The 21,673-nt window shown below is 63.0% G+C and carries 27 protein-coding genes; 8 read left to right on the plus strand and 19 right to left on the minus strand.

The window, feature by feature from the left end:
- Window positions 1-34: 34 nt before the first annotated feature.
- The 3 genes from ACSQ2A_RS07815 to ACSQ2A_RS07825 form a co-directional block, all read right to left on the minus strand.
- Window positions 35-793 carry a sulfite exporter TauE/SafE family protein gene (locus ACSQ2A_RS07815; protein WP_436071753.1) on the minus strand — a complete coding sequence of 253 codons (759 nt, stop codon included), beginning with the start codon at window positions 791-793 and terminating at the stop codon, window positions 35-37.
- A gap of 209 nt (window positions 794-1,002) precedes the next feature.
- Window positions 1,003-1,725 (minus strand): DUF1013 domain-containing protein, encoded by a 723-nt coding sequence (locus ACSQ2A_RS07820; RefSeq protein WP_295415928.1) that lies wholly within the window; start codon window positions 1,723-1,725, stop codon window positions 1,003-1,005.
- 138 nt (window positions 1,726-1,863) lie between these two features.
- Window positions 1,864-2,898: an NAD(P)H-quinone oxidoreductase gene (locus ACSQ2A_RS07825; protein ID WP_436071754.1), complete on the minus strand. Its 1,035-nt coding sequence runs from the start codon at window positions 2,896-2,898 to the stop codon at window positions 1,864-1,866.
- An 80-nt stretch (window positions 2,899-2,978) separates the two neighbouring features.
- Here ACSQ2A_RS07825 and ACSQ2A_RS07830 point away from each other — a divergent pair, with 80 nt between their 5' ends.
- The 3 genes from ACSQ2A_RS07830 to rcdA all read left to right on the plus strand — a co-directional run bounded on the left by ACSQ2A_RS07830 (window position 2,979) and on the right by rcdA (window position 4,339).
- A complete protein-coding gene (locus ACSQ2A_RS07830) occupies window positions 2,979-3,170 on the plus strand; it encodes a DUF1192 domain-containing protein (RefSeq protein WP_367178656.1) in 192 nt (63 codons plus the stop codon).
- A gap of 95 nt (window positions 3,171-3,265) precedes the next feature.
- Window positions 3,266-3,487, plus strand: coding sequence for a hypothetical protein (locus tag ACSQ2A_RS07835; RefSeq protein ID WP_436071755.1), 222 nt, complete (start codon window positions 3,266-3,268; stop codon window positions 3,485-3,487).
- 336 nt (window positions 3,488-3,823) lie between these two features.
- On the plus strand, window positions 3,824-4,339 hold the full coding sequence (gene rcdA, locus ACSQ2A_RS07840; protein ID WP_436071756.1) for a protease adaptor protein RcdA: 516 nt from the start codon (window positions 3,824-3,826) through the stop codon (window positions 4,337-4,339).
- Between the two features lie 55 nt (window positions 4,340-4,394).
- Here rcdA and ACSQ2A_RS07845 read toward each other — a convergent pair whose 3' ends face one another.
- Both ACSQ2A_RS07845 and ACSQ2A_RS07850 read right to left on the minus strand, forming a co-directional pair.
- Window positions 4,395-4,694 (minus strand): YkvA family protein, encoded by a 300-nt coding sequence (locus ACSQ2A_RS07845; RefSeq protein ID WP_436071757.1) that lies wholly within the window; start codon window positions 4,692-4,694, stop codon window positions 4,395-4,397.
- A 63-nt stretch (window positions 4,695-4,757) separates the two neighbouring features.
- Window positions 4,758-4,970: a DUF4287 domain-containing protein gene (locus ACSQ2A_RS07850; RefSeq protein ID WP_436071758.1), complete on the minus strand. Its 213-nt coding sequence runs from the start codon at window positions 4,968-4,970 to the stop codon at window positions 4,758-4,760.
- A gap of 142 nt (window positions 4,971-5,112) precedes the next feature.
- Here ACSQ2A_RS07850 and ispG point away from each other — a divergent pair, with 142 nt between their 5' ends.
- Window positions 5,113-6,354, plus strand: coding sequence for a flavodoxin-dependent (E)-4-hydroxy-3-methylbut-2-enyl-diphosphate synthase (gene ispG, locus ACSQ2A_RS07855; protein ID WP_436071759.1), 1,242 nt, complete (start codon window positions 5,113-5,115; stop codon window positions 6,352-6,354).
- 117 nt (window positions 6,355-6,471) lie between these two features.
- Here the strand turns inward: ispG and ACSQ2A_RS07860 are convergent, their stop codons facing one another.
- The 6 genes from ACSQ2A_RS07860 to ACSQ2A_RS07885 form a co-directional block, all read right to left on the minus strand.
- Window positions 6,472-7,071 (minus strand): glutathione S-transferase N-terminal domain-containing protein, encoded by a 600-nt coding sequence (locus ACSQ2A_RS07860; RefSeq protein ID WP_436071760.1) that lies wholly within the window; start codon window positions 7,069-7,071, stop codon window positions 6,472-6,474.
- A gap of 110 nt (window positions 7,072-7,181) precedes the next feature.
- Window positions 7,182-7,616 (minus strand): PACE efflux transporter, encoded by a 435-nt coding sequence (locus tag ACSQ2A_RS07865; protein ID WP_436071761.1) that lies wholly within the window; start codon window positions 7,614-7,616, stop codon window positions 7,182-7,184.
- A gap of 107 nt (window positions 7,617-7,723) precedes the next feature.
- Entirely contained in the window at window positions 7,724-8,380 is a 657-nt protein-coding gene (locus ACSQ2A_RS07870; RefSeq protein ID WP_436071762.1) for a class I SAM-dependent methyltransferase, read from the minus strand.
- Window positions 8,362-8,829, minus strand: coding sequence for a YbaK/EbsC family protein (locus ACSQ2A_RS07875; RefSeq protein ID WP_436071763.1), 468 nt, complete (start codon window positions 8,827-8,829; stop codon window positions 8,362-8,364). The genes ACSQ2A_RS07870 and ACSQ2A_RS07875 overlap by 19 nt, the downstream gene beginning before the upstream one ends.
- Window positions 8,830-8,840: 11 nt before the next feature.
- A complete protein-coding gene (locus tag ACSQ2A_RS07880) occupies window positions 8,841-9,473 on the minus strand; it encodes an MOSC domain-containing protein (protein WP_436071764.1) in 633 nt (210 codons plus the stop codon).
- Between the two features lies 1 nt (window position 9,474).
- A complete protein-coding gene (locus ACSQ2A_RS07885) occupies window positions 9,475-10,377 on the minus strand; it encodes a polyprenyl synthetase family protein (RefSeq protein ID WP_436071765.1) in 903 nt (300 codons plus the stop codon).
- A gap of 84 nt (window positions 10,378-10,461) precedes the next feature.
- On the opposite strand from ACSQ2A_RS07885, the gene ACSQ2A_RS07890 reads away from it, so the two are divergent.
- Complete coding sequence (locus ACSQ2A_RS07890) at window positions 10,462-11,175, plus strand: biosynthetic peptidoglycan transglycosylase (RefSeq protein WP_436071766.1); 714 nt, start codon at window positions 10,462-10,464, stop codon at window positions 11,173-11,175.
- Between the two features lie 130 nt (window positions 11,176-11,305).
- Here the strand turns inward: ACSQ2A_RS07890 and ACSQ2A_RS07895 are convergent, their stop codons facing one another.
- The 3 genes from ACSQ2A_RS07895 to ACSQ2A_RS07905 all read right to left on the minus strand — a co-directional run bounded on the left by ACSQ2A_RS07895 (window position 11,306) and on the right by ACSQ2A_RS07905 (window position 14,173).
- On the minus strand, window positions 11,306-12,277 hold the full coding sequence (locus ACSQ2A_RS07895) for a prephenate/arogenate dehydrogenase family protein (RefSeq protein WP_436071767.1): 972 nt from the start codon (window positions 12,275-12,277) through the stop codon (window positions 11,306-11,308).
- Window positions 12,274-13,368: a histidinol-phosphate transaminase gene (gene hisC, locus ACSQ2A_RS07900; RefSeq protein ID WP_436071768.1), complete on the minus strand. Its 1,095-nt coding sequence runs from the start codon at window positions 13,366-13,368 to the stop codon at window positions 12,274-12,276. Before hisC ends, ACSQ2A_RS07895 begins: the two co-directional genes overlap by 4 nt.
- A gap of 73 nt (window positions 13,369-13,441) precedes the next feature.
- Entirely contained in the window at window positions 13,442-14,173 is a 732-nt protein-coding gene (locus ACSQ2A_RS07905) for a class I SAM-dependent methyltransferase (RefSeq protein ID WP_436071769.1), read from the minus strand.
- A gap of 84 nt (window positions 14,174-14,257) precedes the next feature.
- Between ACSQ2A_RS07905 and gloB the strand changes: the two genes are divergently transcribed.
- Together gloB and ACSQ2A_RS07915 are read left to right on the plus strand one after the other, a co-directional pair.
- Window positions 14,258-15,025, plus strand: coding sequence for a hydroxyacylglutathione hydrolase (gloB, locus tag ACSQ2A_RS07910; RefSeq protein WP_436071770.1), 768 nt, complete (start codon window positions 14,258-14,260; stop codon window positions 15,023-15,025).
- Window positions 15,026-15,166: 141 nt separating this feature from the next.
- Window positions 15,167-15,418, plus strand: coding sequence for a hypothetical protein (locus ACSQ2A_RS07915; RefSeq protein ID WP_353919556.1), 252 nt, complete (start codon window positions 15,167-15,169; stop codon window positions 15,416-15,418).
- 55 nt (window positions 15,419-15,473) lie between these two features.
- Here ACSQ2A_RS07915 and ACSQ2A_RS07920 read toward each other — a convergent pair whose 3' ends face one another.
- The 4 genes from ACSQ2A_RS07920 to ACSQ2A_RS07935 all read right to left on the minus strand — a co-directional run bounded on the left by ACSQ2A_RS07920 (window position 15,474) and on the right by ACSQ2A_RS07935 (window position 19,654).
- Complete coding sequence (locus ACSQ2A_RS07920; RefSeq protein WP_295415878.1) at window positions 15,474-15,923, minus strand: hypothetical protein; 450 nt, start codon at window positions 15,921-15,923, stop codon at window positions 15,474-15,476.
- Between the two features lie 58 nt (window positions 15,924-15,981).
- Window positions 15,982-16,881, minus strand: coding sequence for a 2-dehydropantoate 2-reductase (locus tag ACSQ2A_RS07925; protein WP_436071771.1), 900 nt, complete (start codon window positions 16,879-16,881; stop codon window positions 15,982-15,984).
- Between the two features lie 212 nt (window positions 16,882-17,093).
- Window positions 17,094-18,152 carry a Gfo/Idh/MocA family protein gene (locus ACSQ2A_RS07930; RefSeq protein ID WP_436071772.1) on the minus strand — a complete coding sequence of 353 codons (1,059 nt, stop codon included), beginning with the start codon at window positions 18,150-18,152 and terminating at the stop codon, window positions 17,094-17,096.
- Window positions 18,153-18,169: 17 nt separating this feature from the next.
- Entirely contained in the window at window positions 18,170-19,654 is a 1,485-nt protein-coding gene (locus tag ACSQ2A_RS07935) for a GMC oxidoreductase (RefSeq protein WP_436071773.1), read from the minus strand.
- Window positions 19,655-19,764: 110 nt separating this feature from the next.
- Here ACSQ2A_RS07935 and ACSQ2A_RS07940 point away from each other — a divergent pair, with 110 nt between their 5' ends.
- Window positions 19,765-20,649, plus strand: coding sequence for a sugar phosphate isomerase/epimerase family protein (locus ACSQ2A_RS07940; RefSeq protein ID WP_436071774.1), 885 nt, complete (start codon window positions 19,765-19,767; stop codon window positions 20,647-20,649).
- A 114-nt stretch (window positions 20,650-20,763) separates the two neighbouring features.
- Here the strand turns inward: ACSQ2A_RS07940 and ACSQ2A_RS07945 are convergent, their stop codons facing one another.
- The gene (locus ACSQ2A_RS07945; protein ID WP_436071775.1) at window positions 20,764-21,585 is read right to left on the minus strand and encodes a sugar phosphate isomerase/epimerase family protein; all 822 of its coding nucleotides are present in this window, start codon (window positions 21,583-21,585) and stop codon (window positions 20,764-20,766) included.
- Window positions 21,586-21,673 lie beyond the last annotated feature (88 nt).

The following is a 21,673-nucleotide window of genomic DNA, read 5'->3' on the forward strand; positions in this document are numbered from 1 at the left end:
TGCGGTGGACCTTAGCGAGGTGCATGTCTCGAAGCTAGGTCAGAAAAACGCCCGTGACGCCGCGCCACACGAGGTAGAGTGCCAGCACCAGAACCAGCCAATAGGCGATCTGGTAGAAGAGTTTCACCGAGATGCGTCGCACGAGCCAGACGCCGAGCAGCACCCCGACAATGCCCACCGGAGCGAGCATGGCCGAATGGCTGAGATTGCTCACCGAGAGCTGGCCGAGGAAGAAATAGGGGACGAGCTTGGCTGTGTTGACCACGGCGAAGAACACCGAGGTCGTGCCGGCATAGACGGCGGGCGGCAGCTTTTTGGGCAGGACGTAGATCTGGAACGGTGGGCCGCCGGTGTGGGAAATGAAGCTGGTGAAGCCGGCAATGCTGCCCCAGAAGGCGCCCCACGGCTTTGAGGGCGGCAGGCCCTCGAGTTTCTTGCGCAGCGGCAGCATGGCGTCGATGACAAAGAGCAGCGTTACGATGCCGACCATCAGCAGCACCACGGCGTCGCTGACAAAGGCCCAGAGGGCCCAGCCGAGCAGCGTGCCGACGGCGGCGCCGGGCAGCATGATCTTGAGAATGCTGCGGTCGAATTCCTTGCGATACATCCAGACCGCCACCGCATCCATGCAGAGCAGCACCGGCAGCATCATGCCGGCAGCGTCGCGGGCGGGCATGACGAGGGCCAGGAGCGGCACGCCGACGACGCCTAGTCCCCCCAGGAAGCCGGCTTTGGACAGGCCGACGATCAGCACCGCAAAGACGGCGACGGCAACGAAGATGGGGTCGATCATGGGAAAGGCGAATCCGGCGGGCAGGGTGGGTATGAGCACTCTTGTATGGTTGGTTTGTCAACCGGGCTTCCCATCCCGGCGCTTTGGTATCGGCTTGTTCAGTTCATCCTTTGCCGGGGTGACATCGAGTTGCCGGGTGCGATCAGGCCCCGCAAACAAAAATCCCCGCCACGAGGGCGGGGATTTCAATTTCGAGAGTACCGAAAAGCTTATTCGTCGGCGTCGGACTTGAGCGACTTGAGCTTGGCGAAGACCGAGTCTGCGTCGATGTCTTCGTTGGCTTGAGTGCGGCGGCCGTCGCCTTCGCCCTCTTCGCTGCCATATTCTTCCTGGCGGGCGGTGGCGCGGGCCAGAGCTTCCTCGGCGGTGAGCAGTGTCGTGCCTTCAGACACTTCGTTGGGAATGCCGGCATCCTTACTGGCGCGCTTGACCTCGAGGTCGAGCTCGATCTGGCTGCAGAGGCCCAGGGTCACCGGATCCATGGCGGCAAGGTTGGCCGCATTCCAGTGGCTGTTTTCACGCACCGACTCGATGGTGGACTTGGTGGTGCCCACGAGGCGCATGATCTGCGCGTCCTTGAGTTCGGGATGATTGCGCACCAGCCACTTGATGGCATTGGGGCGCTCGTTACGGCGCGAGATCGGGGTATAGCGCGGGCCCTTGCGCTTGACGGCAGCGACGCGAACTTTTGGATCGGAAAGTTTCAGGCGATAGTTGGGATCAGCCTCGGCCTTCTCGATTTCTTCGCGGGTCAGCTGACCGTTCTGGATCGGATTGACACCCATGATGCCGGAGGCGACGTCGCCATCGGCAATGCCCTGCACTTCGAGCGGATGCAGCGTGCAGAAGGCAGCGATCTGGTCGAAGGACAAAGCCGTGTTGTCCACGAGCCAGACAGCGGTTGCCTTGGGCATAAGTAGGGGCTGGGACATGGTAAAACTCTCCTGCTGGCGCGGCCGGTTTTCCTCCGGACCGCTCCGCCTCAAAAGCCAAATGCTGAGGGGGAACTGCTCACAATATAGAGTTTTGGCCCGGTTTCCGCAACGCTGAAGTCAGGCCATAACCATTTATTAGCGCAAATTTTCTTGGGCTCTGCCGAAGGAGGTCAAGAGAACCAGCTTGCCGATATGATTTCGCGCTTCCATTTGCTCATGCGCGCGGGCGGCATCTTCAAGCGCGAAGGTGGAAATCTTGGGCTTTACCCAAGTGGGCAGGGAAAGATGCAGCAGCAGCGAAAAGGCGATGCGCTCGGCAATGGCGGCTTTGGTCTCGGACGACTGCGGGCGCAGGGTCGAGCCGGACATGGTGATGCCCTTGGCCATCATCTGGCGCAGCGGCACCTGGGCCGTGCCACCTTCGAGCGTCGAGATCAGAACGATATGGCCGGAGCGGGCGGAGGCAGCGACGTTGACCGCGGCCATGTCTCCACCGACGAGGTCGACGACGCGGTCGGCGCCTTTGCCTTCCGTCAGTGCGAGGACGCGTTCGGCAATATCCTCGCTGCGGTCGATTGTGGCGATGGCGCCGAGCGATTTTGCATAGGCTGATTTCTCAGGGCTCGACGTGACGCCGATGGCCTTGCCGCCGAGGAGCGTCGCGATCTGGATGGCTGCGCCGCCGATGCCGCCGGAGGCGCCGTGGACGAGGACGGTCATGCCGGGGGTCAGGCCGGCGCGCATGACGAGTGTCTGTGTCACCGTGAACCAGGTTTCGGGCAGGCTCGCCGCTTCGGCAAAGCTCCAGCCATAGGGAACGGGCAGGACCTGGCCCTCGGGCACCGCGACATATTCAGAATAGCCGCCGCCATTGGTCAGCGCCATGACGCGCGCGCCGATGCGGTGGCGATTGCTGCCCGCGCCCGAAGCGACAACCACACCCGCCACTTCGAGACCGGGCAGGGGTGAGGCGCCGGGCGGCGGATCGTAGTGGCCGCGCCGCTGCGCCAGGTCCGGTCCATTGACGCCGGCGGCGGCGACGCGGATCAGCACCTCGCCCGGCTTTACTTCGGGCAGGGGTAGCGACGTCGCCTGGAGCGCATCGGGGGCGCCGGGCGTTGCAATATGGATGGCCGACATGGTCGGGGGGAGGGTGATTTGCTCGGTCATGCTCCCATGCTGGCGTAAAGCGGGCTTGCCCGGCAAGGGTGGCAAGGTAATCTTACAGGGCAAAGTTTTGGGAGGCCGCCATGATGGATGACGAAGAACAGCGCCGAAAAAAGCCGGTTGCGCATGATGTCGGCATGGTTCTCGATACGCTTTCCGTGTCGGAACTCGAACAGAGAATCGCGCTGCTCGAAGGGGAAATCCTGCGTCTCAAGGCGGCAATCGATGCGCGCGGCAGCACGCGAAAGGCTGCCGATGCGGTGTTCAAGTTCTGATCGATAAAGTCCCTGGGATTAAGGTTAAGAAGGACTAAAGGTTCGAGGCGGTGAGGCGCCGGGTTAACACTCCTTGCAGGCAAGGAGTCGCCGTCATGTCTTGGAATCTTCTGGTATTGCTTGCCCTGGTTTTTGCCGCGGGCACTTCGGCGCTGGTCTATGCGCTGCGACTGGCCGGCGTCGAAGATGGCAGCCCGCTCAATGTGCCGGCGCCCGAAAACCTCGCCGACCAGGCCTGGCGCGAGGAGCCGATCCAGACATTCATGTGGCAGGTGCAGGTGGCGCGCTATTGGCAGCCGCCGTTCCACCGGCGTTGAGTTTTCGTCAGGGTTAAGAAATCGACTCCTGTTAACGCACAATTAAGACTTTGCGGTTAAGGTGAAGTTATTCAGATTTTTCTGAATTTTTCAGAGCGGTTTTCCCTCTGTTTGACGCCTCCCTGTTAACTTCGAGAGCCGTGATTCACGGCTCTTTTCTTTTTCTGGCGTCCTTTCCCAGCGAAGATAAACTCCCGCCCTGCAACGACTTGTTGAGGCTAGTTGCGCTCGTGGGATGACGCTAGCCTCATTTCCGCCTAGCATGGCGGGGAAATGAGAGGCGGGATTCTTCATCCCTCCGAAAACCCCTCGAAGCTGGGATGGACCGTGGCGGATATGAGCGAGACGAGCAGTTCGGCAGTTGCCCTGGGCCCGCGCATTGCGGCATCGGGGGGCTTTGACCAGCTCTATCGCGAAGGCATGGGCCTGATCGAAGCCGTTGCTGCCTATCTCGACCAGGAAGGACGCGAGGACAGCCGGCTGCTGCCGCGCGAGGCCTCGTTCCTCTACGCCACCGAATCCATGCGCCTCACGACGCGCCTGATGCAGATTGCCTCCTGGTTGCTGCTGCAGCGGGCGGTCAATGAAGGCGAGATTTCGCGCGAGAATGCGCGCACCGAAAAGGAAAAGGTGCAGTTTTCTGCAACGCCTTCTGAGCGTGGCGGGCCGGGCTATGACCACCTGCCGGAAAAGCTGCGCGGGTTTATCGATCAGGGCGATCGGCTGTTTGATCGCGTTACGCAGCTCGACCTGCTTGAGCGCGGCAAATTGCCCGAAGTCTCTGCCGGCCAGGCCAATGGCATTGCCGACCAGTTTTCGCGGCTACACGCCGCGTTCAAACGGTCGGAATAGCCCCAGACAAATCAAAGGCGCCCATTGGGCGCCTTTTTCATTTCAGCTACAGCGATTACATGCGCCGCGCTTTGCCATCGACCGTCTTGCCGTATTTGCCGGCATAGACGCGGGCCGGGATGGGCAGGCGGGACACAATCCAGCTCACCATCAGGGGCACGAGGATGATGTCATCGACCCAGCCCAGGATCGGGATGAAATCGGGCAGGATGTCGAACGGATTGAAGAGATAGAAGGCAACGAACAGCGTCGCCGCCTTCAGGTAGAGTGGAGTCTCGGCGGCCCAGAAGGCCTTCCAGAGCTGCACGACTTCCTTGCGAAAGAGAATGAGGCGGGGGAGGAGCATGTTCATCATTACCAATAAATGGTCCTGGCGGCATCTGGTTCAAGAGTGGTCCGATCACATCTCTGCGTCGGCTTAATTCGTCAGGCCGCCCTGCTCCTTGAGGGGCTTGTAGACGGCCATGGCGTGGCCGTGTCCGAGCCCGTAGTCGGCCTTGAGCCAATCGGTGATTGCGGTGGCCTTGGTGCCGGCTTTCGTAAAACCCTTTTCGGTGGCGAGGCGGATGAATTCGTCGGGGCTGACGCCCGTCTGCTTCTCGATATTGCTGAGATAGGCGGCGAAGGTCATGGCTTTTGCTCCTGTTCGACACCGCGACGAATGGGTCTCGTCGATTTCGACGGCTCGGCTGGGTCAACCCGTCACGCTATTGTCCAGTTGCGCGCGCAGATGGGAAGGCCTATCTCGAAGGCACGCGTGAATGAGGATGAAAATGGCCGGTCCAGCGCCGCGTAGGCAGTCAGTCGGGGTCAATGTCGGTGGTGTGATGGTCGGGGGCGGTGCGCCCGTCGTCGTCCAATCCATGACCAATACCGATACGGCCGATATCGACGCGACCGTGAAGCAGGTCATGCAACTGGCACGCGCCGGTTCGGAGATCGTGCGCATCACCGTCGATCGCGACGAGAGCGCCGCCGCCGTGCCGATCATTCGCGATCGTCTGGCCTTCATGGGCTATGACGTGCCGCTCGTCGGCGACTTTCATTATATCGGCCATAAGCTGCTTACCGACCATCCGGCCTGTGCCGAGGCGCTGGCAAAGTATCGCATCAATCCGGGTAATGTCGGGTTCAAGGCCAAGCGCGATACCCAGTTCGCGACGCTGATCGAAATTGCCAATCGCTACAACAAGCCGGTGCGTATCGGGGTCAATTGGGGTTCGCTCGACGAAGAGCTGCTTACCAAGCTGATGGACGAGAACGCGGTTTCGGAAGCGCCGATTTCGGCGGCGGCGGTGCAGCGCGAGGCCATTATTCAGTCGGCGCTGCTTTCCGCTGCGCGTGCGGAAGAGCTGGGCATGCGTCGCGACCAGATCCTGCTCTCGACCAAAGTGTCGGATGTGCAGCATCTTATTGCCGTTTATCAGGACCTTGCCGCGCGCTGTGACTATGCGCTGCATCTGGGCTTGACCGAGGCCGGCATGGGTTCGAAGGGCATTGTTGCTTCGTCGGCGGCCTTGGGCATCCTGCTGCAGCAGGGCATTGGCGACACGATCCGTATTTCGCTGACGCCGGAGCCGGGTGGCGATCGCACGACCGAAGTGAAGGTCGCGCAGGAACTCCTGCAGACCATGGGCTTCCGGCAGTTCCTGCCGGTGGTGGCGGCTTGCCCGGGTTGTGGGCGCACCACGTCGAGCACCTTCCAGACGCTGGCCAAGGAAATTCAGGACCATCTCCACGTCTCGATGCCGGAATGGCGCGAGCGTTATCCGGGCGTCGAAACCCTGTCGGTGGCGGTGATGGGTTGCATCGTCAACGGGCCGGGCGAAAGCAAGCATGCCAATATCGGCATTTCGCTGCCGGGCACGGGTGAAACCCCGGCCGCTCCGGTGTTTGTTGATGGTCAGAAGGTAGCGACGCTGCGCGGGGCCGATGTGGCCGATCAGTTCAAGGTGATGGTGGCCGACTATATCGAACGCAAGTTCGGCACCGGACGGCAGAACGCCGCGGAATGAACGAGCGCAATACACGTCGCCTGTTCTGGCTGGCCGTGCTGATCATCGTGCTCGGCGTGCTGAAGTTTACCGGAGATCTGGGATGAAAAAGGGGCACCAAAGGTGCCCCTTGTCGTTTCAGGCGAGGCCTTCGGCCTTCATGGCAGCCTGGGTGGCCGGGCGGGCGCCAACGGCTTCCATCAGCTTGCTGAGGCGCGGGAAGGCGGCGAGATCGATCAGCTGGCGACCCCAGCCGACAACGGTGAAGGCATAGGCGTCGGCCTGGGAAAAGGCGCCGAGCATGAAGGGGCTGCGGTCGGTCAGCATGGCTTCAAGCTGGGTCAGGCGGCGGGTGATCTCGGCAACGACGCCCTTGCGATCTTCATCGCTCAGGTTCGGCTTGAAGAGGCCGCCAAAGGCCTTGTGCACATCGCCCATGAAGCCGAGGGCTTCCTGGAGGCGTGCGCGCTCGATGGTGCCATGGGCCGGCTTGAAGGCGGCGATATCGGACTTTTCGCCGATATATTGCAGGATTGCCGGGCCCTGGGTGATGACTTCGCCCGGCGCGACTTCGAGGGCCGGGACGGCGCCGCGCGGATTGATGGCGAGATAGTCGGCCTCCGTAGCGGTCTTCTTGGTGCCGAGGTGGACCGCTTCGGTCTCGTAGGGCAGGCCGATTTCTTCAAGGATAATGTGGCTCGCGAGCGAACAGGCGCCGGGAGAATAGAAAAGCTTCATAATTTACCTGAATGTGTCGTCGTGCTCCGCCCCGGAGGGCGAGCGCGCGCAAGCTATGCCAGCGCGCGCGGCGTTTCCAGATGCACAAGGGGCAAATCGTCGTGTTCGGCTTAGCTCGCCTTGGCTTCCTGCCACTCGGGCAGCGGGAAGACGCGGTCATAGGCCCAGTTAAAGACGAAAGCGTAGCCCATGTAGAAGAGGGCGAGCGCGATATCCATGACCAGGGCCTGCCAGATGGAAATCTGCAGATACCAGGCAACGAGCGGCAGCATGATCATCAGGAGGCCAAGCTCGAACAGCACGGCATGGGCGACGCGGATGCGTGTCGTCTTGGCGGTGCCGCCGGCGAGGCGCTGCATCGCGTGGTCGAAGCCGAGGTTGTAGACATAGTTCCAGAGCATGGCGACGGTGGCGCTGGCCACGACGATCACGGCGGAGTCACCGCCCGGCAGATGGAATGCAAAGGCCGCGAGCGGCGTTGCGATAATGATGCCGATGACTTCGAAACTGACAGCGTGGCGAATACGGTCGGCGGTGGTCCGCATGGGAAATCCCCTGTGGTTCCGGGCCGTCCCGAGCGCTGAACCCTTAGTGGGGGAGGTCGTCCTCGCTTGGCTGTGGATATAGGATTTTCCCGATTTTCGGGCAAGCGCTATGGGGCATTTCCGATATTCCCCCGACGCAGAGCGAAGACACCAGCCCGAACCGGCGCGCCGCCGCCCATGTCGGGTACGGTGTATTCGGCGATGAGGTCCAAGTGGTCGAGCGGCAGGTCGCGGCGGAAAGGATCGCCGACGAGGATTTTTGTGTGCGTAGCGGCGGCAGCGAGGATGGGGAGAGTGTGGCGGGTGACTGAGGTGTCGTAGAAGACGTCGCCGGCAAGGATGAGGTCGACCTCGGGGAGGGTGGGGTCGGTCCAGGAGGCCATGGCAGTGCCATTTGCTTCGGCATTGAGCATCATGGCGGCGTGGGCATTGGGATCGGGCTCAATGGCCCAGATTTTTGTGGCACCGGCCCGCGCTGCGGCGATGCCGACAAGGCCGGAACCGGCGCCAAAGTCGAGCACGGTTTTGCCAGTGACGATTTCTGGATGGTTCTGCAGATAGAGCGCCAGCACGGCGCCGCCAGCCCAGGCGTAGGCCCAATAGGGCGGCTCATCGGCGCGGCCTTGCTGGGCCAGAAAGCCAATCAGCCCGCTTTGGGGGGTAGGGCGATAGAGCGAAATGTCAGGGCGGAAGGGGAGCGGCGCCAACGCAAAGCGCTGGCGGATGAAATCTTCCGGGGACAGGCTCACTCCGGAAGCTGGCAAGCATCCACCCATTTGTTGCCGCAGAGTTCGGCGAGGCGGTCGACGCTCAGTTTTACGGAGGCGTGCGTATCGCCGCCGGCCGGGATGACGAGGTCGTAAATCCTGAGCGAAGCGTCGAGGTAGATTGGCAGCGGGGCGGGGAGGCCGAAGGGGCAGACGCCGCCGACCTGATGGCTGGTGAGCCGCAGCACATCTTCGGCGCCGAGCATACGCGGACGGCCGCCAAAGGCACTTTTGGATTTCTGGTTGTCGAGGCGCGCATCGCCGCGGGTGACCAGCAGCACTTCCTCATCGCGGATGCGGATGCAGAGGGTTTTGGCAATCTGGCCGGGCTCGACGCCGTGTACTTCGGCGGCAAGCTGCACGGTGGCGGTGGAATTATCGGTGACCTCGACAAAGAGGTCAGGCGCGCGGGCGGAAAGGTCGGAGCGGACGGAATCAAGGCTCATCGGCAAATGGCTCAAAAAAGGTCGGCGAGGCGGGTTTCGTATTTGAAGCGGGTCTTTTCACGGATCGGTGTCGTCACCGCGCGGCGCATGAAATCGAGCGGCAGGTCCTTTGAGGTATCGAAGGACATCAGTTCGGAGACCGTCACGCGTTCGCCTGCATAGGGCGTCACGGTGATGTCCATGCCGGTCTCAATTGCGCCGGGGGTCAGCACGCGGCAATAGGCGCCGGGGCGGTTGGCGCGGTGGAAGCGTTTCACCCAGAATTTGTCGCCCATCTTGGCGGCAAAGGTCATGCATGGGGTGCGGTGATAAGTGACTTCGAGCAGGCAATCGCCGATCTGGTAGCGGTCACCAATGGCGGTATCGGCGCTGACGGGGCCTTGGACGACGAGGTTCTCGCCGAAGAGGCCGGGTGTGGAGGCGACGCCTTCCTGGGCCCACCAATCATAGTCGCCCTGGAAGTAGACGTAGATGGCCTGATCGGAGCCGCCGTGGTGCTGGCGATCCAAAATCGCGTCTTCGGCAATGCCTTGCGGGCCGATAGCGACGGGGCCGGAAACGGCGCGCTTGTTGATGCCGGTGAGCGGGCTATAGCCCTCGATGTGTTCGGCCTTGCCGGTGCAGACAGCGAGGAGCTTAGCCATGCTATTTCTCCCGGCTTGCAAAGTATTTTGCCGTGGCGCGGAGGCCGTCGGCCTTGGGGCCAAAAGTGCGCAGCGCCAGGATAGCTTCGTTGACCGTGTCGTTGAGCACTTTTCGCGCGCCATCGACGCCGAGTTTTGAGACGAGGGTCTGCTTGCCGGCTTCGGCGTCCTTGCCGGTGGCCTTGCCCATGGCTTCGGGGGTGGCGGTGACGTCAAGAATGTCGTCGGCGAGCTGGAAGGCGCGGCCGGCGGCTTCGGCATAGGCAGTCATGGCCGAGAGGGCGCGCGGATCGGCACCGCCGAGAATGGCGCCCATGCGGACGCTGGCGCGGATCAGGGCGCCTGTCTTCATCGCCTGCATGATGGAGATTTCGCCCTCAGAGAAGCCGCCCTTTTCGCCTTCGATATCGCGCATCTGGCCGCCGACCATGCCGCCGGCGCCGCTGCCCAGGGCCAGTTCGGTGACGAGGCGGATGCGGACTGCGGGATCGGCATGGCAGGAAGCGTCGCCGAGGACGGCGAAGGCGTGGGTGAGGAGCGCGTCGCCAGCGAGAATGGCTGAGGCTTCGTCGAAGGCCTTGTGGACGGTGGGGCGGCCGCGGCGCAGGTCGTCGTCGTCCATGGCCGGCAGGTCGTCGTGGATCAGCGAATAGCAATGTACCATTTCGACGGCGAGGCCGGTCAGCAGCGATGCCGACGGCGGTAGCGAGAAAATGGCAGCGGCCTGACGCACAAGCAGGGGTCGCAGGCGCTTGCCGCCTTCGAGCGCGCCATGGCGCATGGCGGCGACGACGCGGTCGGCCGCCGGGCCGGGGCCGGAGAGCCGTGCGCCGGTAAGAAAATCGGAAAGACCGGCCTCAACGGCGCGGGCGCAATCGGCACTGTCGGCGGAAAAGTCGTACATGGCTCGTTGCTAACCCGTTGGCATGAAGGCTTCAAGGGGACTTCCGGCCTTGGCCGTCACGCCTTCTGCCGCTATCACCATGCCATGGCACGAAAAGCATCCAAGGGTATTTGGCGGGCACTACGCTTTCTTGGCACCGTCATTGCGGTGCTGGTCGCCATTCCGCTGGTGCTGACGCCAGTTTATCTGGTCGTTGCCCCCATTTCAGTGCCGATGCTGGAGCGCTATCTCACCGGTCGGCCGGTGGTCCGGACGTGGCGCGATATCGACGATATTTCGGATCGGTTGAAGGCTTCCATCATCCTGTCGGAAGATGGGCAATTCTGCCGTCATTGGGGCGTTGATGTCGGTGCCCTGCAGGCCGAGATCGATAATTTCATTGCCGGCGAGCCGACGCGTGGTGCCTCTACGCTGACCATGCAGGTGGCGCGGAACCTCTTTCTCTGGAACGATCCCGACCCAATTCGAAAAGCGCTGGAAGTGCCGCTGGCGGTCTATGTCGACCTGATCCTGCCCAAGAAGCGGATCATGGAGATCTATCTCAACATTGCCGAATGGGGGCCGCAGGGTGAGTTCGGCGTGGCCGCCGGGAGCGAGCGCGCTTTCGGGCGGGAGCCGCAGAATCTTGATTGGCGCACGGCCAGTTTGTTGGCGGTGACGCTGCCCAATCCGATCGTGAGGAATCCAGCGCGGCCCAATGCCGGGCTGCTCAGGGTTGCCGGAATCGTCGAGGAGCGGGCGCGCACCTATGGGGAGCGGGCGGCGTGCGTCGGAAAGGGCGGGCGACTAGACCTCTAGGGTCCGCCTATTCCGTCGTCATTGCCGGCTTGTCCCGGCAATCCATCTCGCCGAGGCCTGCCATCCTGCGGATGGCGTGGACCACCGGGACAAGCCCGGTGGTGACGACAGCTGAGGAATTCGGGACTGACTAAGCGTCGTCGCCGCCGCCATGTTCGCGGACGATGGCCGTTTCGGGCGTCGGCGGGGTTTCGTGCGGGCGACCGAAGTCAGGCGCGGCGGTTTCCTGGCCGGCATTGATGATCGAGCGGCGGATGGCGCGGGTGCGGGTGAACATGGCTTCGAGCGAGTCGCCGTCGCCGGTGCGCACGGCGCGCTGCAGCACCGAAAGATCCTCGAGGAAGCGGCCGAGCATTTCGAGAACCGCGTCGCGATTGGTGAGAAAAACGTCGCGCCACATGACCGGGTCGGAAGCGGCGATGCGGGTGAAATCGCGGAAGCCGGAGGCCGAAAACTTGATGACTTCGGACTGGGTGGCGGTTTCGAGATCGGCGACGGTGCCCACGATATTGTAGGCGACGAGGTGCGGAATATGGCTGGTGATGGCCAGCACCATGTCGTGGTGCGCCGCGTCCATGATCTCGACCTGCGAACCCACGGCCGCCCAGAAGCCGGCGAGCTTTTCAGTTTGCGCAGCGGGTACTTCGGAGCCGGGGGTGAGGACGCACCAGCGACCGGCAAAAAGCTCAGGGAAACCGGCGGAGGGGCCGGAGTGCTCGGTGCCGGCAATCGGGTGGCCGGGGATGAAATGCACATTGGCCGGCAGGTGTGGGGCGACGACCTTGACGACGTGCTCCTTGACCGAGCCGACGTCGGAGACGATGGCGCCCGGTTCGAGGGCAGGGGCAATGGCTTTTGCCAGCGCGTCATAGGCGCCGACGGGTGCGCAGAGAATGACGAGGTCGGCGCCGCGCACGGCTTCGGCGGCGTCGAGGGTGTAGATGTCGCCCAGCCCGAGTTCGCGCGCTTCATCCAGTGTTTCCTGGCGGCGCGTCGAGATGGAGATGACATCCACGAGACCCTGGCGACGGGCGGCGAGGGCGATGGACGAACCGATGAGGCCGATGCCGATCAGGGCGAGCTTGCGAAAATGGGTGCTCATTGGGAGATCACCATGGATTTGAGGATTTTTGCGACGCCGCGCATGGCGTCTTCGGAGCCGATGGAGATGCGCAGACCCGTCGGGATCCCGTAGGACTTGCCGACTTCGCGCACGATATAGCCGCCCTCCATCAGGGTGTCGAAGGCGCGGGCAGCGGTTTCGGCGTCGGGAAAGAGTACGAGAATGAAATTGGCCTGGCTCGGCAGCACGCGCATGGCGTTGCCGCTGAGTTCGGCCGTCAGCCATTCGCGCCACGTGGCATTGTGCTCGCGCAGCTTGGCGTTGAATTCGACGTCGCGCGTTGCGGCGGCACCGGCCAATTGAGCGGGCAGGTTGACGTTGAAGGGGCCGCGAATGCGGTGGATCGCGTCGGTCACATGATCGGGGGCGACCATCCAGCCGATGCGGGCGGCGGCAAGGCCCATTTTGGAGAAGGTGCGGACCATGACGACGTTTTCGGCTTCGCCGACGAGGTCGAGGCCGACGGAATAATCCGCAGCGGTGACATATTCGGCATAGGCGCTGTCGATGACGAGCAGGATGTCGGGGCGCAGGCCGGCATGGAGGCGCCGCACTTCGGCATCGCTGAGATAGGTGCCGGTGGGGTTATTGGGATTGGCGAGCCAGATCACCTTGGTCCGCTCGGTGACGGCGGCGAGGAGCGCGTCGACATCAGCGGTGTAATCGGTCTCGTCGACCATGACGATCTTTGCGCCGGCCGCCATCGTGATGATCGGATAGACCGAGAACCCGTAGCGGTTCATCACCGCCTCGTCGCCCTCGCCGAGATAGGTCTGGGCGAGGAGATGCAGCAGGTCGTCCGAGCCATTGCCACAAATGATGCGGGCGGGATCGACGCCATGCACTTCGCCGAGGGCTTCGCGCAGCAGGCGCGAGGAACCTTCGGGGTAGATTTCGAGGTGCTGGGCAGCGCTCGCAAAGGCAGCCACGGCCTTGGGGCTGGCGCCGAGCGGGGATTCATTGGCCGAGAGTTTTATCGCCTTGCTGCCCGGCGCGCCGGATTTGCCCGGCAGATAGGGCGCGATATCCAAAATTCCGGGCTGCGGAGTGGGGCGAGTGGGAGCGGTCATGACGCACTTTTATGACAGGCAGGAAAGGCCGCGCGGACCATATGCAAAGCGGGGAATAAAGGCAAAGGCTCTCTCAGCTTGAGCGGGCGGTTGCCGCCGAAAGGCCCGGCAGGCGCACATAGCGTTCGGCACGCTTGCGGCGGGGCACGGCGGGGAAAGCTTCCTTGCGGGCCCTTACGCAGATGACCCCGCTCATTGGCGGGCCGAAAAGTCGGCCGACGCGTTCGAAGAAACGGGCGGAGCGCAGGACGAGAGAGGACTGGATCGGCGGCAAGAACAGGCCATCGCGCCAGGCTTCGGGCACGAAGCTATGGTCGCGGAGGAGTTTTTCCAATTGCCCGCCGGAATAGGGATTACCCTGGCCGAAGGGTGTTGCATCGCGCTGGGCCCAGATGCCGCGGCGACGCGGCACGACCAGAACCAGATGGCCGTTGGGCGCGGTGATGCGCCAGAGTTCGCGCATCAACTCCTCGGCGTCGGCGACATGCTCGAGGGCATGGACGGCGATGGTTATGTCGATGGAGGCATCCGCCAGCGGCATTTCGAGGGGATCGCAGAGGACGGTATGCGACGGGCCCTCGCGCGGCCAGGCAGAGGCGCCCTGGCGCTCGGGCATGACGGCGAGGACGCGCTCGGCCGGTTCGAGCGCGAAGCGCAGGTAAGGCGTTGAAAAACCAAGGCCCAGCACGCGCCGGCCCTTGAGATCGCCGGAGAGAGCAATGATCTGCTCGCGCACCAAAGCGCGGGTGATCCGCCCGAGCGGAGACTTGTAATAGGAGATCAGGCGGGTGACATCGCTGGTCATGAATCAAGTCTAGCCAAAGCTGGCTGGGTTGTCATCGCAAGGTGTCGGTCCTAGCCTGTCGCGACCTATGAAGAGGAGTTTTAGATGGCCGTGATCGTTGACGTTTTTCCCGCTCGCCAGGACAATTTCGGCTATCTGATCCATGACGAGGCGACGGGCCGCACGGCGGCGCTCGATGCGCCGGAAGCGGCGGCGATCCGCAATGCCTTGCAGATGCGCGGCTGGCAGTTGAGCGATATTTTCATCACCCATCATCACCTCGATCATGTCGAAGGGATTGGGGAATTGAAGGCGGCCTTTGGCAGCCGGGTCGTGGGGCCGCGGGCCGAGGCGGACAAGATCGAGGGGCTCGATGAACTGGTGGGCGACGGCGACCGGGTCATGTTGGGCGAGACCGCGTTCGACATCATCGAAACACCCGGCCATACGCTGGGGCATATCGTCTATCATGATGCTGAAAACAAACATCTTTTCTCGGCGGATGCGCTGTTCTCGCTCGGGGTTGGACGAATGTTTGAGGGCACGCCGGGGCCGATGTGGGCGGGGCTGGAGCGGCTGCGGGCGCTGCCGGATGAGACGCTGGTCTATTGCGGGCACGAATATACCGAGAGCAATGCGCGGTTCGCGTTGAGCGTCGATCCCGACAACCTGGCACTGCAGACGCGGGCGGCGGAAGTGAAGGCGCTGCGGCTGGCGGGGCGGGCGACGATTCCGTTCGAGCTGGGCGAGGATAAGCGCGCCAACCCGTTCCTGCGCGCTGATGCGCCGGAGCTGGCGCGGCACTTTGGGCTCATTGGGAAAGAGCCCGCTGAGGTCTTTGCGGCCATTCGCAAGGGCAAGGATAATTTCTGAGAACAGAGCGCTTTTCAGGATCCCAAATCGTTAACAGACTGTTAACGTCTGGCACGCGCCTTGCACCTTAACGTGCAGGGGCCGGTTGATCCGTTTCAAAGTGGAACAACTGGCCCTCAATGACACAGGCGAGGGACCAGAATGAGCGAGATTGAAACACAGCGGACGCAGCTTCCCGTACCGGTCACGGTAGCGGGCCCGCGACCCTCGCTCGCCTGGAGCGCACCGACCGCTGCGTTCGTGAGCCAACTCATCGCCGCGCGGGAACACCTGCCGAGCCAGCGCGAGCGCCGGACGGCGAGTGTGGACCGGGCCGTGGGGGCCTATCGGCAGGGCGCCGGGGTTGCCGTGAAGCGGATGCCCGAAGGCTACCGCAAGACGGTCGTCGTCTGATCGGTACAAAAAGAAATCCCCGCCACGATGAGCGGGGATTTTGCTTTTCTGGCCGTCAACTCATCGAGACGTCGCGGCTGGCGCTGGTGATGGAGACGGTGAAGCCGGCGACGACGTCGATCAGGCTCATGACCATCAGCAGGAAGAAGACGGAGCTCGAAGCGGCGCCGACCAGCAGGAATTCGATGAGGAAGACCACGAAGAGCAGCATGGAAAGCATGTGCTCGACGATGGAATTGCGCGCCGTCTGGGTCGATTTCAGCACTTCGAAGAACAGCGCCAGAATGCCGACCACGAGCAGGAGATCGCCGGCCGTGATAGCCCAGGGCATGCCTGAGGGCATGGGGATGGAGAACAGGCCTGCGCCCCAATTGACCGGATTGCCGCCGAAGAAGACGAAGACGGCGATATTGTAGAGCACGAAGGGGACGACCAGCAGCGGCACAATGAAGGTCTTGCCGCGGCGCGGTGCGTGATGAGTGGGCAGGACGACGGTTTCCGTCATGAAGGCCTCCGGTTGATGCGGCGAAGATGCCAGAGGAATAAGGCGGGCGGAAGAGCGCTTAGCTTGGTGCTTTTTCGATCCACGGCGTGCCGGAAGCGGCGAGGAGGGTAACCAGTATCCTGTTCATCGGCGTGGGGATGCCGTGCTTCTGGCCGAGGCGGACGATGACCCCATTGCGGGCGTCGACTTCCATGGGGTGACCGGCGAGGCGATCGGCATGGAGCGAGCCGCCCGAGCTGCCTTCCGGCATATTGCGCGAATTGCTGATGGCCTGTTCGACGAAGTCGTCGGGGATGGTTGCGCCTTCGGCGCGCCCGACCGCGGCGCATTCCTCGACGACGCCGCGAACTATGGTTTCGAGGTCGGGGTTCCAGACGGGGCCGGTGGCGCGGAGGGTCAGGGAGGGCACGATGGCGATGGAGTTGCCGGTGAGTTTCAGCCAGGCCTCGGAGATGAAATCGGCATGGGCCGCTGCTTCGATCTCGGTTTTGGCAAAGAGGGCGGAAAAATCCTCGCCGTTCTGGCCGGCAGGCACGGAGATGATGCCATGGCGGTGCTGGACGATCCGGCCGGGGGCGCTGCGGGCGGCGGGCAGATTGATGATGACCGGGACGATGCGGGCGGCGGGCACGACGTGCGCGAACAGGCGCTCGTGCTCGACCCCGTTCTGGATGATGGCGACGCGGGTGTGGTCGGCCAAGAGATGGTCGAGCCAGGGTTTTGTCGCGTCGGCGTCATAGGTTTTTGTGGCGATGAGGACCCAATCGACGGGCGTGCCATCGGCCGGGCTGGTGATGATCCTTGGCTTTGCCGTGATCAGTCCCTGGGGTGTTTCGACCTGCAGGTCTTCGAAGGGGGTTCGCGCGCAGACAGTGACCTCAATGGATGGGTCCTGGGCGAGCCAGGCTGCCACCGTGCCGCCAATGGCGCCGGGTCCGATGAGGGCGATCGTGGTCATGGGAGGCTCCGGAGGCGGGCGGTGGTGGCGAGATAGCTATCAGTATGCTTGCCACAGGTGACACTGCAATGCGCATTCCGCTGGAGATCGTCACCCTCGGGCTCGACCCGAGGGCTTTGTACTTGCTGTGTCGTTTTCAAGTGAAGTGTCCTCGGGTCGAGCCCGAGGATGACGTTCAGTGGTTGGCCGAGGCTGACGCGCCCAAATGCGCTTTAGAGTTTCACCGCCAACCCGGTCCGTACGCTTTCGTCTGCCGCGAGGCAGATGTGGAGCGAGGTGACGGCGTCGTTCATGTGGCGGGTGAGATCAAAGTTCTCGGTGATGGCGCGATAAACAAAATCCTGCTCGCGATCGCAAAGGCCCTGGTGGTCGGGTTCGCCGTGCATGTCGAGCCAGTCGTCGGGGCGGGCCGGCTTGTTGTTGGCATCGAGCGCGCCGTGATGGACGAGGATGCGCGAGGTCTGGGTGTGGGCGTTGATATCGGCCGAGGCCGCGCCCTGGTCCATGACGATGGAGACAGAGCCATTGGGCGAGATCACGTCTTTCACGAAGAAGGCGGTTTCCGACATCATCGGGCCCCAGCCGGCTTCATACCAGCCGACGCTGCCGTCGTCGAACAGCACCTGGAAGTGGCCGTAATTGTACATGCCCTGGGGCAGGCCCTTGGCGAGGTTGACGCCCATGCCGCGCACTTCCACCGGCTTGGCATCGGTGATCTGGCACATGACGTCGACATAGTGCACGCCGCAATCGACGATGGGCGAAGTGGTCTGCATGATCGAGCGGTGAATGTCCCAGGCGGGGCCGGAGGACTGCTGATTGAGGTTCATGCGGAAGACATAGGGGCCGCCGAGGTTTCGCGATTCCTCGATCAGTTTTGTCCAGGAGGGGTGGTGGCGGAGGATATAGCCGATGACCACCTTGCGGTCGTTCGCCACGGCCGTATCGACGACGCGCTGGGCATCGGCGACGGTGGCGGCGAGGGGCTTTTCGACGAAGACATGGGCGCCTGCTTCAAGCGCGGCCACGGCATAGTCGGCATGGGTATTGGTGTGGGTGGCGATGGCGACGACGTCGGGCTTGAACTCGGCGAGGGCGGCCGCATAGTCGTTGCGGATGGGGTAGCCGGTCAGCTCGGCCGGCAGGGTTGGGGTCGAGCGGTTGACGAGGCCGACGATCTCGAAGCCAGGATGGGTGTGATAGGCGATGGCGTGGCTGCGGCCCATCTGGCCAAGGCCGACGACCAGGACTTTTAGTTTTTTGTCGGTCATTCTTTTGGGCTCCTGCGTCAAACAGTGCGGCGCTCTTTGGCGATCTGCCGCGCGCCGAAGGTGGCGAGGGCAGTCGAATAAAGCGTGGGATTGGTGGCGGTCACGGTGGGGATGACGCCGTTGCCGGCGACATAGAGATTGTCAAAACCCCAGACGCGGCTGTTGCGGTCGCAGACGCTGGTGCCATCGTCCTTTTCGCCCATGCGGATCGTGCCCTGATAGTGCAGGGAACTGCCCACAGGCTGCATGATGGTGGCAAAGCCCGGCGCCGGGCGGCCGATGATATCGGCGACGCGGAGGGCGACGGCCTTGGCCTCTTCGACGCGCGCCTTGTCGGCTTCGGACGGCTTCCACTTGATCGAAATGGAAGGCAGGCCGCGCCAATCGAGCTTGGTCTCGTCGAAGAGGACGCGGTTTTCGGGATCGATGTCGGTGGGGCAGAAGACCCCCATGCCGACGGGCTGGCCGGTGAAGTCGGACGTCTTTTCGATCGAGGAGAGGGTGGTGGCGTGGATGGTCACCGAGAAGGGAAATTCATTGGTGGCCGGAATCCAGTTCATGGCGCGCATCGGCGGGTCGCTGCGCATTTCGGCCATCTGGGAAATGATGAAGTGGTCGTTGAGGTGGCGTCCCAGAGCCTCGGGGCGGATGCCGGAGGCAAAGAGCAATTGCGGCGTATGCAGGGAATCGCAGGCGAGAACGACGGTGCCGGCGGCGAGGAACGAGGTCTCGGTTTCGCCCGCGCGGACAAGCTCGACGCCAATGGCGCGGCCATTTTCATGGACGACGCGGCGGCAGATGGTCTCGGAGAGAATCTGGAAGGTTTCAGCGGGCTCGTTGACCAGCGGGCCGAGGACGACATCGGTGCCGTGGTAGCGGAGGCCTTCCGGGCCGGGCGTGGCGGCCAGCGGCATGGCGCGGACGGTGCGGTCGGGGCTACGGCCGGCATTGAATGCCTCGCTGAGCTTTTCGCGCAAGGCAATGGCTGTGGTATCGCCGGCGCGCGGGTCCTTGTTGGTGCCTAAGAGGCCTTCGGCAATGCCGAGGGCCGCTTCGAATTCGTCGGCGGGAATGAAGGGGACGCGCTCGGCCTCGGACGGGGTCGGGGTGCCGGTCGACCACTTTGTGCCCATGCCGCCGACATTGGCCGCCGAAAAACCGGCAAAGAGATTTTCGGAGGGGTCGCTTTCATTGGCGATGTAGAGGCCCGAGCGGCGGAGGAAAGAGGCATCGAAGCCACCGGCGCGGCGGGCTTCCCACTCTTCCTTGCTGATCGACAGGCGCGGGGAACGATCGCCGCCCTGGGCGAGAGTTTCAAGCTCGGCGCGCTTTTCGAGATCGAGGACGTTGTCGAGATGAGCGCCGACTTCAGGCAGGATCTGCGGGCCTGCTTCCACCATCACGATACGGGCTTCCGGCCAATCGCGGCGGATCACGCGTGCGTAGGCGCTGCCGGTCGGGCCGCTGCCAATGATCACGACATCAGTTGTGGGGGAAGCCATCGCGATTTTCCATTCAAAGTGCTGGTATGCAATTGGTATCAATGGTTCTAATTGGTATGTAAAGTCAGAATGCGACGTTGCAAAAAATTCTCTTGTCTGGAGCTCCGAAAATGAAGATCGGCCTGTCGTCCTATAGCTTCCGCCCCATGCTGACCGATGGCCGGATGACGCTGGAAACGCTGTTCGACTGGCTGCGTGAGCATGGCGCGGAGCATATCGAGATCGCGACCTTTTCCTTTGCTGGAGCAGGGTCGGATGCCGGATATGACCTGAGCGCGGACGAAGAGGTGCTCAAGCGCCTGGAGGCTGCCATGGCGCGGACGGGCGTGCCGATTTCGGGGTTTTGCCTTGGGGCGAGTTTTCTCAGTGGGGACGAAAGGCGGGCGCAGATCGATCTTGTAAAGCGCCATGTCGAACTTTGCGCGCGGTTTGGCGCGGGCTTTTTGCGCCATGATGTCGTGCCGTGGGCGCTGCGGCCGAACGATGCGGGTGAAATCGAGGAGGCGTTTGCTGTCATCGTCGAGGGTTGCCGGGAGGTGGCGGAGTTTGGGGCGCAGCATGGCGTCGTCACCAGTGTCGAGGACCATGGCTTCTTCATGAATGGCGCGGAGCGGCTGTTGCGGCTGCATCACGCGGTGGGTCATCCGAACTTCAAGCTGACGGTGGACGTGGGTAATTTCCTCTGCGTCGACGACAATCCCTATGTCGCGACGCGGCGCACGCTGCCGCATGCGAGCTTTGTGCATGTGAAGGATTTTTATACGCGCAGGTCCGAGCCGGGGCCGGGCTGGCTGAAGACGGCGGGCGGGGAATTTATCCGCGGGTCGGTGTTTGGCTATGGCGATCTCGACACCAAGGCGCTGCTCGAGAGCGTCGTGGCTTCGGGTTTTGATGGGTTCTTGTCGCTGGAGTACGAGGGGGCGGAGCCGAGTGCTTTCGGGTGCGAGGTGGGGCTCAATAATATCCGGCGGATGCTGGCTGAGATTGGGGACTGAGTTCCCCACGCGCGTCACCCTCGGGCTTGGCCCGAGGGTTCTATACTTGCCGTAAAGTGCAGTGTCCTCGGGTCAGGCCCGAGGATGACGGCCGGTGGTCGGGGTGACGGCTGACTACAGCCCGACGATCCGATCCAACCGCGCCTTGATATCGGCGAGGCGCTGGTGGTTGCCGCCGGGGACTTCGGCGGAGACCCAGCCGTTGTAGCCTGACTTCGAGAGCGCGCGGTTGACGCCGGCCCAGTCGATGTCGCCTTCGCCCAGCTCGACCTCAAAACCCTTCCAGGGGCCTTCGGCGTTCATGCGGGTGAGGCTGTATTCCTTGATGTCGATGCGGAAGATGCGGGTGCCGAGGGCTTCGATCCAGTCCGTGGGGCTGCCATAGCGCATGACATTGCCCACGTCGAAATACCAGCCGAGACGGGCGTTATCGAAGCCGTCGATGAGGTGGGCGGCTTCGAGGGGGCTCAGGAGAAAATTGTTCCAGACGTTTTCGAGCGCGATGGAGATGCCGATGTCTTCGGCGTGCGGCAGGAGGCGATCGATGCCTTCGACGGCGCGGTCATAGGCGGTGGCATAGGAGGTTGTGGCGTTGACGACGCCGGGGACCAGCAGCATGGTTTCGGCGCCATAGCTCTTGGCCTGCTTCATGGCTTCGATACTGGCGGCGACGCAGGCTTCGCGCACGGCCGGGTCGGGATCGGTGAGCGGCGTTTTCCAGTGGGCGGAATTGACGACGCCGGGAATGGCGAGGCCGGTCGCGTCGCGGGCGGCGAGGATTTCGGCCTGGTTCAGGTCGTTGGGCGAATCCAGTTCCACGCCGTCAAAGCCGAGGTCGGCGATCAGCTTGAATTTTTCGAGGATGGAGAGGTCTTCCTCGATCATCGACCATTTCAGGCTCGTTTTGGCCATGGGCCGGGCGTTGGAATTGGTCATGACGGATATTCACCTCTCTTGTTGAGGCGATGCTAGACCAGCGCCGTCGCTGGGGCCAAGGCGCGAAATGTCCCAGCCCACAAACAAA

It is taken from the genome of Devosia sp. LjRoot3 (assembly GCF_964252865.1).
Classification (GTDB): Bacteria; Pseudomonadota; Alphaproteobacteria; order Rhizobiales; family Devosiaceae; genus Devosia.

Coding starts and splice junctions, on each gene's coding strand:
- ACSQ2A_RS07815 (WP_436071753.1), bottom strand. CDS start 793: ATGATCGACCCCATCTTCGTTGCCGTCGCCGTCTTTGCGGTGCTGATC.
- ACSQ2A_RS07820 (WP_295415928.1), bottom strand. CDS start 1,725: ATGTCCCAGCCCCTACTTATGCCCAAGGCAACCGCTGTCTGGCTCGTG.
- ACSQ2A_RS07825 (WP_436071754.1), bottom strand. CDS start 2,898: ATGACCGAGCAAATCACCCTCCCCCCGACCATGTCGGCCATCCATATT.
- ACSQ2A_RS07830 (WP_367178656.1), top strand. CDS start 2,979: ATGATGGATGACGAAGAACAGCGCCGAAAAAAGCCGGTTGCGCATGAT.
- ACSQ2A_RS07835 (WP_436071755.1), top strand. CDS start 3,266: ATGTCTTGGAATCTTCTGGTATTGCTTGCCCTGGTTTTTGCCGCGGGC.
- rcdA (WP_436071756.1), top strand. CDS start 3,824: ATGAGCGAGACGAGCAGTTCGGCAGTTGCCCTGGGCCCGCGCATTGCG.
- ACSQ2A_RS07845 (WP_436071757.1), bottom strand. CDS start 4,694: ATGATGAACATGCTCCTCCCCCGCCTCATTCTCTTTCGCAAGGAAGTC.
- ACSQ2A_RS07850 (WP_436071758.1), bottom strand. CDS start 4,970: ATGACCTTCGCCGCCTATCTCAGCAATATCGAGAAGCAGACGGGCGTC.
- ispG (WP_436071759.1), top strand. CDS start 5,113: ATGGCCGGTCCAGCGCCGCGTAGGCAGTCAGTCGGGGTCAATGTCGGT.
- ACSQ2A_RS07860 (WP_436071760.1), bottom strand. CDS start 7,071: ATGAAGCTTTTCTATTCTCCCGGCGCCTGTTCGCTCGCGAGCCACATT.
- ACSQ2A_RS07865 (WP_436071761.1), bottom strand. CDS start 7,616: ATGCGGACCACCGCCGACCGTATTCGCCACGCTGTCAGTTTCGAAGTC.
- ACSQ2A_RS07875 (WP_436071763.1), bottom strand. CDS start 8,829: ATGAGCCTTGATTCCGTCCGCTCCGACCTTTCCGCCCGCGCGCCTGAC.
- ACSQ2A_RS07880 (WP_436071764.1), bottom strand. CDS start 9,473: ATGGCTAAGCTCCTCGCTGTCTGCACCGGCAAGGCCGAACACATCGAG.
- ACSQ2A_RS07885 (WP_436071765.1), bottom strand. CDS start 10,377: ATGTACGACTTTTCCGCCGACAGTGCCGATTGCGCCCGCGCCGTTGAG.
- ACSQ2A_RS07890 (WP_436071766.1), top strand. CDS start 10,462: ATGGCACGAAAAGCATCCAAGGGTATTTGGCGGGCACTACGCTTTCTT.
- ACSQ2A_RS07895 (WP_436071767.1), bottom strand. CDS start 12,277: ATGAGCACCCATTTTCGCAAGCTCGCCCTGATCGGCATCGGCCTCATC.
- hisC (WP_436071768.1), bottom strand. CDS start 13,368: ATGACCGCTCCCACTCGCCCCACTCCGCAGCCCGGAATTTTGGATATC.
- ACSQ2A_RS07905 (WP_436071769.1), bottom strand. CDS start 14,173: ATGACCAGCGATGTCACCCGCCTGATCTCCTATTACAAGTCTCCGCTC.
- gloB (WP_436071770.1), top strand. CDS start 14,258: ATGGCCGTGATCGTTGACGTTTTTCCCGCTCGCCAGGACAATTTCGGC.
- ACSQ2A_RS07915 (WP_353919556.1), top strand. CDS start 15,167: ATGAGCGAGATTGAAACACAGCGGACGCAGCTTCCCGTACCGGTCACG.
- ACSQ2A_RS07920 (WP_295415878.1), bottom strand. CDS start 15,923: ATGACGGAAACCGTCGTCCTGCCCACTCATCACGCACCGCGCCGCGGC.
- ACSQ2A_RS07925 (WP_436071771.1), bottom strand. CDS start 16,881: ATGACCACGATCGCCCTCATCGGACCCGGCGCCATTGGCGGCACGGTG.
- ACSQ2A_RS07930 (WP_436071772.1), bottom strand. CDS start 18,152: ATGACCGACAAAAAACTAAAAGTCCTGGTCGTCGGCCTTGGCCAGATG.
- ACSQ2A_RS07935 (WP_436071773.1), bottom strand. CDS start 19,654: ATGGCTTCCCCCACAACTGATGTCGTGATCATTGGCAGCGGCCCGACC.
- ACSQ2A_RS07940 (WP_436071774.1), top strand. CDS start 19,765: ATGAAGATCGGCCTGTCGTCCTATAGCTTCCGCCCCATGCTGACCGAT.
- ACSQ2A_RS07945 (WP_436071775.1), bottom strand. CDS start 21,585: ATGACCAATTCCAACGCCCGGCCCATGGCCAAAACGAGCCTGAAATGG.